The organism is Microcystis sp. M31BS1 (assembly GCF_020245285.1).
Taxonomy (GTDB): Bacteria; Cyanobacteriota; Cyanobacteriia; order Cyanobacteriales; family Microcystaceae; genus Microcystis; species Microcystis panniformis.
Genome location: NZ_JADBVE010000176.1, coordinates 1 through 10,824, shown reverse-complemented (window position 1 = coordinate 10,824; position 10,824 = coordinate 1). Strand labels below are relative to the sequence as shown.

The 10,824-nt window shown below is 43.0% G+C and carries 13 protein-coding genes and 1 tRNA gene; 7 read left to right on the top strand and 7 right to left on the bottom strand.

Translation table 11 applies throughout. The features are described from left to right. Positions 1 to 108 (top strand): transposase (locus IM509_RS10410; protein WP_271946654.1); only part of this gene is annotated, 108 nt, incomplete at its 5' end. 465 nt (positions 109 to 573) lie between these two features. Here IM509_RS10410 and IM509_RS10405 read toward each other — a convergent pair. Continuing rightward, a tRNA-Leu gene (locus IM509_RS10405) sits at positions 574 to 656 on the bottom strand. Between the two features lie 73 nt (positions 657 to 729). On the opposite strand from IM509_RS10405, the gene lgt reads away from it, so the two are divergent. Together lgt and IM509_RS10395 are read left to right on the top strand one after the other, a co-directional pair. Next, positions 730 to 1,581: a prolipoprotein diacylglyceryl transferase gene (gene lgt / locus IM509_RS10400; RefSeq protein WP_052276297.1), complete on the top strand. Its 852-nt coding sequence runs from the start codon at positions 730 to 732 to the stop codon at positions 1,579 to 1,581. A 12-nt stretch (positions 1,582 to 1,593) separates the two neighbouring features. After that, on the top strand, positions 1,594 to 2,544 hold the full coding sequence (locus IM509_RS10395) for a branched-chain amino acid ABC transporter permease (protein ID WP_002757675.1): 951 nt from the start codon (positions 1,594 to 1,596) through the stop codon (positions 2,542 to 2,544). A gap of 6 nt (positions 2,545 to 2,550) precedes the next feature. On the opposite strand, the gene IM509_RS10390 is transcribed toward IM509_RS10395, so the two are convergent. The 3 genes from IM509_RS10390 to IM509_RS10380 form a co-directional block, all read right to left on the bottom strand. Next, a complete protein-coding gene (locus IM509_RS10390) occupies positions 2,551 to 3,549 on the bottom strand; it encodes a Gfo/Idh/MocA family protein (protein ID WP_052276296.1) in 999 nt (332 codons plus the stop codon). A 278-nt stretch (positions 3,550 to 3,827) separates the two neighbouring features. Continuing rightward, positions 3,828 to 4,103 carry a hypothetical protein gene (locus IM509_RS10385; protein WP_052276295.1) on the bottom strand — a complete coding sequence of 92 codons (276 nt, stop codon included), beginning with the start codon at positions 4,101 to 4,103 and terminating at the stop codon, positions 3,828 to 3,830. A 376-nt stretch (positions 4,104 to 4,479) separates the two neighbouring features. Further along, entirely contained in the window at positions 4,480 to 5,040 is a 561-nt protein-coding gene (locus IM509_RS10380; protein ID WP_052276294.1) for a DciA family protein, read from the bottom strand. 78 nt (positions 5,041 to 5,118) lie between these two features. Here IM509_RS10380 and IM509_RS10375 point away from each other — a divergent pair, with 78 nt between their 5' ends. The 3 genes from IM509_RS10375 to IM509_RS10365 all read left to right on the top strand — a co-directional run bounded on the left by IM509_RS10375 (position 5,119) and on the right by IM509_RS10365 (position 8,018). Next, positions 5,119 to 6,015, top strand: a complete 897-nt coding sequence (locus IM509_RS10375; protein WP_072927105.1) for a hypothetical protein — start codon at positions 5,119 to 5,121, stop codon at positions 6,013 to 6,015. Between the two features lie 22 nt (positions 6,016 to 6,037). Beyond that, positions 6,038 to 6,694, top strand: a complete 657-nt coding sequence (locus IM509_RS10370) for a PspA/IM30 family protein (protein WP_052276293.1) — start codon at positions 6,038 to 6,040, stop codon at positions 6,692 to 6,694. Positions 6,695 to 7,244: 550 nt separating this feature from the next. Then, complete coding sequence (locus IM509_RS10365) at positions 7,245 to 8,018, top strand: PspA/IM30 family protein (protein ID WP_185237624.1); 774 nt, start codon at positions 7,245 to 7,247, stop codon at positions 8,016 to 8,018. 263 nt (positions 8,019 to 8,281) lie between these two features. Here the strand turns inward: IM509_RS10365 and IM509_RS10360 are convergent, their stop codons facing one another. The 3 genes from IM509_RS10360 to IM509_RS10350 all read right to left on the bottom strand — a co-directional run bounded on the left by IM509_RS10360 (position 8,282) and on the right by IM509_RS10350 (position 9,870). Beyond that, positions 8,282 to 8,863, bottom strand: a complete 582-nt coding sequence (locus IM509_RS10360; RefSeq protein WP_072927103.1) for a hypothetical protein — start codon at positions 8,861 to 8,863, stop codon at positions 8,282 to 8,284. A 6-nt stretch (positions 8,864 to 8,869) separates the two neighbouring features. Further along, positions 8,870 to 9,451, bottom strand: coding sequence for a C39 family peptidase (locus IM509_RS10355; protein ID WP_052276289.1), 582 nt, complete (start codon positions 9,449 to 9,451; stop codon positions 8,870 to 8,872). A 92-nt stretch (positions 9,452 to 9,543) separates the two neighbouring features. Next, on the bottom strand, positions 9,544 to 9,870 hold the full coding sequence (locus tag IM509_RS10350) for a hypothetical protein (protein ID WP_052276288.1): 327 nt from the start codon (positions 9,868 to 9,870) through the stop codon (positions 9,544 to 9,546). Between the two features lie 235 nt (positions 9,871 to 10,105). Here IM509_RS10350 and IM509_RS10345 point away from each other — a divergent pair, with 235 nt between their 5' ends. Further along, positions 10,106 to 10,621, top strand: coding sequence for a helix-turn-helix domain-containing protein (locus IM509_RS10345; RefSeq protein WP_052276287.1), 516 nt, complete (start codon positions 10,106 to 10,108; stop codon positions 10,619 to 10,621). Positions 10,622 to 10,824 lie beyond the last annotated feature (203 nt).

The following is a 10,824-nucleotide window of genomic DNA, read 5'->3' as shown; positions in this document are numbered from 1 at the left end:
TTAATTGAGGGAATGAATACCAAAATAAAGCTTATTAAAAGAATGAGTTATGGATTTACCAATTTTGAACATCTTCGACTTAAGCTGTTTGCTTGCTTTAATTCATAACAAAAATTAACACACGAAAACCAGAAGAGCCTATTTTTCTCATTTTTGAACCATCAAAAATTAATTAGGCAAGAGGTTTAATGACCAACTAAGTCTGTCATTACTTTTGCAAAATGATATTAGACTTCCTCTAAAAAATTTTAAAACCTCTGGTTGAGTCAGCATTGTCTGAGTCAGCCGTCAAAAGGAAAAAATAAGTAGTCATGCAAAATAAATTTCCTAGTGAAGACAGGCAAGAGGCAATAGGCAAGAGGCAAAAGCTTTATCGAAATGTGTAATTAATTTTGCTTAGGTACTTACAAACCAAAGAGTTTTTGAACTGAAAGAATCCTTATTTATCGAACAAAATGCCTGAATTTACTAAAACGAGAAGTCGCCTCTCTCCTGAATCGGTAAGAAGTCTTTGTTTTGGGTCGTCGGTCGTCAATACCAAATCAGGTTACACTTCATCGACCCGAAGGTTAATGCGGATGGAGGGACTCGAACCCACACATCAAAAAGATACTAGAACCTAAATCTAGCGCGTCTACCAATTCCGCCACATCCGCAAATGTATTACCGTATTCAATCATAGCATAAGATACTATAGGAAAGATAAAATTTTTTATTCTTAATAATTTTATGCTCTTAGGTTTTGTCTTTCAGTCCCCCGGCCCGATCCTCTGGGAGATCGGACCGATTTCGGTGCGCTGGTATGGATTTCTCATCGCTATGGCGGTATTATTGGGTGTCACCCTCTCCCAGTACCTCGCCCAAAAAAGAGCGATCAATCCCGATTTAATCGCTGATTTGGCTATTTGGTTAGTAGTGGGGGCCATACCTGCAGCCCGTTTGTACTATGTTCTCTTTCAGTGGCAAGAATACGCGCAAAATCCTGCTGATATTATCGCCATTTGGAAGGGAGGTATCGCTATTCACGGGGCAATTATCGGGGGTTTGCTGGCAGCCCTAATCTTTGCTCGCATTAATCGAGTTTCTCTTTGGCAATTACTCGATCTGGTGGCTCCTTCAGTTATTCTCGGTCAAGCGATTGGACGTTGGGGTAACTTTTTTAATTCGGAAGCTTTTGGCAGTCCGACTAATTTACCTTGGAGGTTGTTTATTCCTCCCGCTAGTCGTCCTTTAAAATATATCACCGTCGATTATTTTCACCCCACTTTTCTCTACGAATCTCTCTGGAATCTGGCAGTTTTTGCCCTACTCATCTATCTATTTTTCTGGGGGTTAAAACACCCCAGTAAATTAAAAATTGGCACCCTTACCCTAGTCTATTTTATCGCCTACAGTCTAGGTAGATTCTGGATCGAGGGACTACGCACCGATAGTTTAATGTTTGGGCTTTTGAAAATGGCACAAATAATTAGTTTGGCGGCGATCGCTGTTGGTATTTTCGGTTTATTCTGGTTATATAAACTGCAGCGTCCTTTACCGGATGTGGTGGCGACCGTCAGTTATAATCAAAAGTTACCCTAGCTAACCCTGACAATGGATCTAGTAACGATTTTTCAACAGGTTTTAAACGGTTTATCGATCGGTAGTGTCTATGCTATTTTTGCCCTCGGTTACACTTTGATTTTTTCCATTTTAGGGATTATCAATTTTGCCCATGGCGCAATTTTTACCCTCGGTGCCTATTTTACCTACGCTCTAGCGGGGGGAGTTTTCGGGTTTAATGGTTTATTGGCTAATGCCAAATTACCCTTTTCCTTACCCTTTTTTTTAGCACTCTTGCTAGGCTGTATCCTTTCAGGTTTCACCTCGGTTCTTCTGGAAAGATTGGCCTTTAAACCCCTCCGGGTACGGGGTTCCGATTCTCTCTTAACTCTGGTTTCTAGCCTAGGGGCAGCCGTGGTGATTGTCAATGTCATTCAATACTTATTCGGGGCAGAAATTTATACTTTTCCCGATGGGATCTATGGCAATCTTCCCCCCGCAATTAATTTCGGTACAGCCGATCGCCCGGTGGCAATTCGCACAATTCAGATTATTATTTTTCTGGTTTCAGCAGTTATGGTAGCTTTACTAACTTACTGGGTTAATTTTACCAAAATGGGCAAAGCTTTACAAGCGGTAGCTGAAGATGTTACCACTGCCAGTTTGTTGGGTATCAATCCCGAAAAATTTATTGTGATTACCTTTTTTATTAGTGGTGCCTTGGCAGGTTTAGCAGGAACTTTAGTCGGTTCTAGTGTTAGTATCGCTGGCCCCTATTTCGGCATTGCTTTCGGATTAAAAGGTTTAGGAGTGATCGTTTTAGGGGGATTGGGAAGTATCCCCGGAGCGGTAATCGGTGGTTTATTATTGGGTATTGCCGAAGCTTTTGTTCCCGCAGAATATTCCGGTTATCGAGAAGCGATCGCTTTTGCTATTCTCTTTATTATGTTGTTAGTTCGTCCCCAGGGTTTACTAGGCAGAAAGTTAATTCAAAAAGTCTAAGTCGGTTTAATTGGCCCCGAGAAAAACTGTTTTTCCCGACAAAGAAGATTGATAGGCAGCATAGGCCACTTCTAGGGCATAAAGACTGGCTTGGGGAGTAACATAAAGAGGAACCCGATCGAACAGATAATCTAGCACCATGGCGGTATCTTTAGCAAAAAGACCACGACGGGTTTCCACTTCTAAAGCTTGGCTACCTTCACTATTAATTAACTGCCCTGTTTCCCCTTCAAAAATTAAGCTGCCCCCCTCACCATGAATAGTGAAAGTTCGCTCATTTTGCCAAAAAACTTCCCCTTTGCCGTAGGTAACTTCGGCAATTAAGCCATTTTTAAATAATAACTGCGCCTCACACAAACAGGCCAGAAAATAATTGGATTCTGGGACATTCCAATAACGACAATGACAGGATACGGACTCCACTTCCCCAAATAAATTAGTAAAGCGATGGATACGAGAAAGAGCAGCAATTAAAGGAAAACCGAATAAATCCCGATGAAATGTCCAGCGCCGGGGTGCTGGTCTGCCGGGGGCGATTGTGGTATAACGGGCTAGGTGGATATTGCCGAGGCTGTCTAAATACTGCTGTTGGGTTTGATGCAGTCCCCCCAAAAGTTCAATATGTTCGACGTGCAGTAATTTGTTCTCGGTTTCGGCTAGGGTGATTAATTCTGCTGCCGCTGCCGGGTGAAAAGCCAGAGGATACTCGACGATAACGTGCTTACCAGATTTTAAGGCAGTACGGGCGATCGAGGCATGGGCCTGATTAACGTTGGCAATGACAATCAGATCGAGATCAGGATGACTGGCCAGGCTTATTGCCGAATCTAGGGCAGAAATTTGGTATTTTTGCGAGAAATTAGCGATTGATTCGGGACTATTACCGCTAAAATACAGAAGCTGGGCGCGATCGTCTGCTTGCAAGCTTTCAGCGCGACGTTGAGCGGCGAACCCTGTGCCAACTATACCAATTTTTAGGGGACGAGGAGAAGTCATCAGGGGCATTCTGGCGACATTAATTATAGGGAAGTGGGGTGCGGGGTGTGGGGTGTGGGGTATGGGGTGTGGGGAGATAGGGGAATTTCAACTAATACCCCAAAACCCTAAAACCCCAACTCTCAACTCCTGAATACTTTCTACAGCAATTCTGCTTTTCCCAGCTTTATCTTAGCAATCAACTCATCTATTATCTCAAAAATAGCGCCCTGAAAGATGTGGGAGGGTGAATTCATATTTTTAATGGGCAACGCCAATTTTTTGCTCCTGTTTAGGACCTAGACACTCTAAACTGCGATCGGTTGTCGGGGAGCATGACGACTAGGGGAAACCACCACGGGAGTGGGCGACACTGCACAGGTTAATTCTAGAGACTGTTCTAAACTAACCACCCGATTGAGTTGTTGCCATTCAGTGCCAAAAGGAGGCATCGCTAGAGCGCAGGCTTTCCAATGAGCTTCGACGGGAACATCTAGTTGTTGACAAGTGCCACCGCGCCGACCTTGGGTTTGATAGTATCGGCAGTATCGACAGGAAGAAGTAAGAAAGTTTGCGGCTTGCATGGGTTGGCTTTAAAAGGAAGATGATTATAAGGAACTCAAGGGATGACTCTCTTTTCGCTCTGTGTAATATTGTCCTACCCCGTGCCAAGGGTATTTTCCTGACTAGCATAGCTAGGACTGATACGCCATATAGTTTTTAGTGATCCCCAAAAAAAATTTTATTTTTAGAATCTTTTAACAGTTACTTTGCAAAAAGCAGCACTGTCTCAAAACAGAGGAGTTTAACTCAGTTGTGGCCGCGGTTATCGGCTCTAGTATCGCCGATAACAAACCGGGGATCAAGCCTTAGCCGAATAGAATTGATGAATACAGGTTCAATTAAGACAGAAAAGATAGTCCTATTGATTCCCGACTCAAAAGCACTCTTTCCACAAGACTATAAAAAAATTGAATCTTTTACTCCGCCCGACTGGGCAAAACAAAAAGCACAACATTGCCAACGCTCAAGCTCTCCGGGGGGACTGGGAGACTGACAACGAGGACAAATCGGCCAGGCTCGATTTCTCTGAAGTATTTTCTGGCTCCAACTCTCTAAACTGTCCGGTTGCTGGGGATTTTCTGGCGGTTTTTCCGGGGTGACATAACTAGGATGATCTCTCAGGGATTTAGGTGCGATCGCTTCTAGAGGAATTAACTGACTATCTTGCTGCCAACGGGCAGCAGAAAAGCGGATATCGCTCAGGGGAGTCTCTAACTGACTATTAAGCCGTTTTAATAAGCTATAGCGTTGTAAAGACAATTCCTGTGCTAAAGTGGCGCTACTGGTAGCCACCGATAAAACCCCGCGATTGAGGGAAAAAGGCCGGGTTTGCTCCAGCAGACGGGGATTAATAATTTTTGGCCATAATTGCAGCACTTGCTCATAGTGGCGATATTCTTCCCAACCCGCCTGTTGAGTAATAGCCGCCAAAATTTTGTCAAGAGAATGTAAAGACATCTGGAAAATCTAGAGAGTACCACGTTAGACTAGGACGAAAAAACCTGCTAACTTTTCAGCATAACCTTTAATACCCTCATGAAATCCGATCGATCCCCATCCTCCCAAGATTTGCCTCTCTCGATCGTCCATCAACCCAGTTCAGCCATCGATCCCGCTCAGGAACCAGAATACCTAGAAGCTGCTGTCATTAACGTCTATCCCCCAGCTAAAGATGTCTTTTTTACCCCTTGGGGCATCCGGGCAATGGTGATCTTTTTAATTGCTAATAGTCTCCTCAGTCTCAATCAATGGTTAACCAGCACCACCCCCACCCCGAGCAAAGCTGAGAATTCCCCCCGCGAGCAGCACCCAAATAACTCCCGCCACCTCGATCGATTGATAGCGATCGCTCGTCCGGTAGAGAAAACTCCTCAAACCAGTCCGATCGTTAATATTCCCGCTCCTCCGGTTAAAACTAGCCCGATAACTAACATTCCCGCCCCACCAGTGGTTCAGAGTCCCCCCACCGCTATCAATCTGACTAATGCCCTCTTACCCCCGAATCCGCCACCATCCCCAATGCCGGCCCATCAATTACCCGTCAGTAAGATCAAGCAATCTTTACCCGTCGCCCCCCCGGACCCCAGTACCCCTCCAGCATCTTCCCTAGTTTCCGCACCACCACCGCCACCGCCCCAAGTCAACCCCGCCCCCTCGACCGCGATAATTAACGAACGAATGTTAGAGGAATTGCGTCAAAGAGAAGAATCACCCGCTAATTTACCCTTTTTTCAACGGGAAAAAGCCCGTCGTCTGGCTAATCAAAACCGACAGGATGCCACGGAGTTAATGAAACAGTTACCGCCAGAATTACAAGTATCCCCTTCTCCCTCTCCCAGTAGTCCGGCACCCCCAGAAACAGCCGATCCCTCCCAGTCCCCCGTCCCTAGTTCTATCATTATTGATAGGAGCGGCACTTCGGTAAACTATTAGGGTTGGTATCGGGAGGACGGTAATGGGTTTGTTTGAGCGCATGGGCCAAGCAATTCGCGCCCAAGTCAATAGTCTGATTCAGGAAAATCAAGATCCAGAAAAACTGCTGGAAAAGGCGATCTTGGAGATGGAAGGGGAATTGATCCAAATGCGACAAGCCCTGGCGGCAGCCGTCGCTACCCAGAAACGCACCGAGCGCCAACGACAACAACAGGAAAAAGCGGCGCAAACTTGGCACGAACGCGCCCAATTAGCCCTACATCACGGTAACGAGGAACTCGCCCGTCAAGCTCTCAGCCAATGGCAAACCTATCAAAGTCAGATCACCCCCCTACAAACCTCCCTGCAACAACAAACGGCTATTATACAAAAATTAAAGAAAGAACTCTTGACAATTGAACGCAAATATGCTGAGATGAAAGCACAGAAAAGCCTTTATCTGGCCAGATTGCGATCAGCGAGCGCCAGCCAAAAAGCTCAAGAAATTATGGGCAGTTTGAACAGCAGTCAGATGGGGACTATTTTCGAGAAATTAGAAGCAAAAGTCCTAGAAGCCGAATCCCAAGCCGATTTAATCCAGTATAAAGACCCCTTAGAGCGACAATTCCAAGATTTGGAGGGACAAAAACAAATTGAAGCGGAATTACTCAAGTTAAAACAAGAAAACTTGGATGAGTGATGTGGGGTGTGGGGTGTGGGGTGTATTTTCAGTGAACAGTAATCAGTAATCAGTAATCAGTAATCAGTAAACTCACATCTGACTGATGAATACTGACTGCTGATTGCTTCTGTAGTTGATCAGAAATTTGGGTTGAAAACCCCGTCCTTTTAGGATGGCCTTGTGCTAAAATACCCACAAGTGGTTCCGACCGTGAGAACGTGAGCAAACAGGTTAAACGTCCTACTCCGTGATCTCAAAATTTCTAACAGTCAATGGTGTTTAATTAAGTCCAAACTGTCAGAACCCAAAACAATTAAATACTGTGGGACACACAGAAATTTACGCTTGGGGAGTAGTCTTTAAGAGTGCTTGCCTTATAGGTGTAGTCGGACTAGATATGAAACTGTAAGTCCAAAGCTAACTTAGTTAGTAGAGGCCGGATTCAGCCCAAGAATCTCCGCACTTTTAGGGCGGAGAGTGTCAAATTAGAGGATGAGCCGTTAGGCAAGATAGGAAATTTTAAGAACAGTTAACTGATTTAGTACACACCGAGAGGAACAAGAGCGTCATGGGTTTATTCGATCGCCTTAGCCGAGTTGTCCGAGCTAACCTCAATGATATGGTGAGCAAGGCTGAAGATCCAGAAAAAATGCTGGAACAAGCTGTCAGTGATATGCAAGAGGATCTAGTACAGGTACGTCAAGCGGTCGCTAGAGCGATCGCTGAACAACGACAAACGGAACAAAAATACAGCAAAGACCAGTCAGAAGCCAATAAATGGGAACAAAGAGCCAAATTAGCCCTTTCTAAAGGGGATGAAAACCTCGCCAGGGAAGCTCTTAAACGCAAGAAAGATTTCACGGAAACCGCCGCCATTCTCAAAAATCAACTGGATCAGCAAACAGTACAGGTAGAAAGTCTAAGAAAAAACTTGATTGCGCTCGAAAGTAAGATTTCTGAGGCAAAAACCAAGAAAAATATGTTAGTAGCTCGCTCCAGAGCCGCAAAAGCTAACGAAGAAATCCAAAAAACCCTCGGCAGTATCGATACCAGTAGTTCCATGTCCGCTTTTGAGCGCATGGAAGAAAAAGTTATGCAGATAGAAGCCCGTAGTCAAGCGATCGGTGAAATCACTGGTAGCGACATGGAACGTCAATTCGCTGCACTAGAATCGGGTAGCGATGTGGATGATGAATTAGCAATGCTAAAAGCACAAATGTCCGGGGGAGCATTACCCGGTACAGCTTCTAGTCAACCCACTTTACCCCAAGCAACCACCGTCAGGGATTCGGCAGTGGATGCGGAATTAGAGGAATTGCGATCGAAGTTAAAAGAACTGTAAAACTTTGAGAGCGTCGAGACGTATTATCTACGGTACGTCTCTATTTATTAATTTTGTTGTTGAGATAGGGAATAAGCTAAGACGCATTTTAACCGCCTATCCTTAGATTAGTTCTCCCCCAATCCCTTTACTGTTGCCTCTTGCCTCATCTCAACAAGCAATTTAAATACGCGGGCAGCTTATCCCTGTTGTTAGTGCCGCACAATGGCAGCTTTGTCGATATTAAACATCTGATTAGGTTTTGCCGAGCAGAATTATCCACCCTATTCCGTTAATCCTTCAGCGTGTTTAACCGAGCGTAGTTGGTTAAGAAATTGCTCTATTTCTTGAGGTTTATCAATCCTGGGCGGTAAATTAAAGCCATATTCAAGAGGAGCATCAATAACAAGAATTTTTTGATTATTGATGTTACTTTCGTCAATCAACCATAAAGCATGGGTTTGATAAGCTGGAATCACTAATAATCTGACTATGATATTTTCTTCAGGGATATTTTCATCAATCCAGCTAATAGCTTGATCGAATTTTTCTGCTAATTCCGATTGAAAAATTCCATCCACAGACCAATCTGTAGGTTCACTGCCAAGGCTGCTAGAGCGAGCATAGGCGATCGGGGTATTATCTGATTTTACTTGCAGATGCCATTGCCCTGATGGACGAGCTAAACGGGTTAAATCGTTGCTTGGTTCAACCACTGCATTTGCGGGTAGATTCCAGACATCTACACTTTCATGCAAAGCAGGGGAAACTGCACCGAGAGACTCAGTTATTCTAGACAAGCTAAAACCTACTTTTCTTTGTAATTGAGTTAAAACGTCATCGGGTAAAGTTTTAAAATGTGCCATTTTAGTTTATCTCCTAATATTAATCCATGTCCATCGCCATTGACCTTCGCCATAGGCAGTTTTAACTCGATCGTAGGGAATAATTATTTCACCCCGCCAAGGATCATAAATGATGACCTGGGGGACTGAATCAATTATATCCCAACCGACTGCTAAAACAGCATGACCTCCTCCTCCATTCCATTTAAAACCGATTTCTACTGCACGTTGATTATCAAGTTCAGTTTGTAAGGTGGTAAATTCAATCAAACCATTAATATAAATTGGATTAAAACTATACCTTACCCACATAGGAGCAATATTAAGAATCGGCAAGGGTTTATTGCATAATGAACTATTAGGTGAACTGCAACAACCTGTTAATTCAAAAGCAACATTGGCAAGGTTACATTGCTGTGTTGTGATGTCATCATTTTGCTGAAAAACCATCTGCATTGAAGCCGCCCAACACCATTGGGTTTGTTCTTGTTTAATCCAAGTGATTTTGTTAATTCTAGTGGCTTGCCCTAGGGTATCATCGCTGACAAAAGCTACAAAAGCTGCTGCTTGTAAAATGATCGGCTTTCCTTGTTCAACTCTTAAAGGCATCGATTTTTTCTGGGAGTGATATAAAGTAATTGGAAAAAGAGTAACTCAGCAGCATAACTTTGTTACTCTTGATTATCATTAGAACAGTGATTCTAAAACGTAGCATTAATAGAAATTCCAACAGACACACCACCTAGAGCATTTTCCCCCGTCTGAGCAAGGGTAACTACTCTCTGAGGAAGAGTTTTAGGAGGTGTTTCCCAGTCTAGATTAATTGCAGCACCTGTAATTAATTTTGTCCAATCAGGAGCGGCACCATCTCCTATGGTTTCTCCCACTGCATCCACAAGTGCATCAGCAATAACTTTAGCTAAACCTTTACTTGCTGCAGATAAAAAGACTTTGGCAGCTTCTTCAGGAGTGCCTCCTAAGCTACCACTTAAGTCAGCAGGTAATTGAATACCGTCAATTTTCGCCATATTTAACACTCTACTTTCATTTGATGTTTTTAGTCTATCCGACTAACATAAAAATAACATTTGGATCGACTATCAATATGTTCTTTAATTAATTCTTCATTTTTTTATTTATTAAATGCTAGTTACTAAACGGTAAACAACGGATATTGTCGGGATTTTTATTAAGCCTCTTTACAAAAGTCGGATAATAACGGATAATGACGGTAATCTAGCTGAGGGCAAAAAAGTCATTAACATGGATACTCAAGAGATTTTTAAACTTATTGATGAGGTGGTTTTTAGGCAAACAGGAAAACACCTAGATACTTTACAATTGGGGATTTTAAAAAGCGTTTTTAATGGTTATAAATATGCTCAAATCGCCCAAGATTATAAATGCAGTGAAGGTCATGCTAGAGATAAAGCCTATGAACTTTGGCACATTCTCTCAGAAGCATTAGGCGAAGATTTAAACAAATCAAATGTTCGATCAGCAATTGAAAGATTAATAATTACTAATAGTAGCAATAACTTGGTTAATTCTGGACAAATTGACAAACTTAATTTTTGTCCTAACTCCCCTCAATCTCCTGAAAACTTAGCCACGGATAATTCTGATATAATTGAAACCGAAAACTTGATAATTGAAGAAAAATTAAAAGAAGCAAAACTAGAAACCGTTCCCAGACTGGTGCAATTAGGGCTAACTGCTGAACAAATTGCTCAAGCCCTCGATTTGCCTTTGTCATTAATTTTAGAAACTTTAAGGTAATTTCTTAATGGATAGCACAATAGTTTTTTTTCAAAATCTCACAAAGAATCGAGGCAATGTTATCCCTGACTGACGGACACAAGTGGGTCAAAACCTGACAAGACAAGGGTTGCCAAAAAGAAAAATATCTGGGTAGATAGGGAAAAAGCAAGAATCCCTACAAGATGAAAACCGAGAACAGAATCTTCTCCCAAGTTTATTCC

What these genes read in the sequence shown, in the direction of transcription:
- IM509_RS10345 (WP_052276287.1), top strand. Translation starts at nt 10,106, where the DNA reads ATGGATACTCAAGAGATTTTTAAACTTATTGATGAGGTGGTTTTTAGG.
- IM509_RS10390 (WP_052276296.1), bottom strand. Translation starts at nt 3,549, where the DNA reads ATGCCCCTGATGACTTCTCCTCGTCCCCTAAAAATTGGTATAGTTGGC.
- IM509_RS10365 (WP_185237624.1), top strand. Translation starts at nt 7,245, where the DNA reads ATGGGTTTATTCGATCGCCTTAGCCGAGTTGTCCGAGCTAACCTCAAT.
- lgt (WP_052276297.1), top strand. Translation starts at nt 730, where the DNA reads ATGCTCTTAGGTTTTGTCTTTCAGTCCCCCGGCCCGATCCTCTGGGAG.
- IM509_RS10355 (WP_052276289.1), bottom strand. Translation starts at nt 9,451, where the DNA reads ATGCCTTTAAGAGTTGAACAAGGAAAGCCGATCATTTTACAAGCAGCA.
- IM509_RS10380 (WP_052276294.1), bottom strand. Translation starts at nt 5,040, where the DNA reads ATGTCTTTACATTCTCTTGACAAAATTTTGGCGGCTATTACTCAACAG.
- IM509_RS10370 (WP_052276293.1), top strand. Translation starts at nt 6,038, where the DNA reads ATGGGTTTGTTTGAGCGCATGGGCCAAGCAATTCGCGCCCAAGTCAAT.
- IM509_RS10350 (WP_052276288.1), bottom strand. Translation starts at nt 9,870, where the DNA reads ATGGCGAAAATTGACGGTATTCAATTACCTGCTGACTTAAGTGGTAGC.
- IM509_RS10375 (WP_072927105.1), top strand. Translation starts at nt 5,119, where the DNA reads ATGAAATCCGATCGATCCCCATCCTCCCAAGATTTGCCTCTCTCGATC.
- IM509_RS10385 (WP_052276295.1), bottom strand. Translation starts at nt 4,103, where the DNA reads ATGCAAGCCGCAAACTTTCTTACTTCTTCCTGTCGATACTGCCGATAC.
- IM509_RS10395 (WP_002757675.1), top strand. Translation starts at nt 1,594, where the DNA reads ATGGATCTAGTAACGATTTTTCAACAGGTTTTAAACGGTTTATCGATC.
- IM509_RS10360 (WP_072927103.1), bottom strand. Translation starts at nt 8,863, where the DNA reads ATGGCACATTTTAAAACTTTACCCGATGACGTTTTAACTCAATTACAA.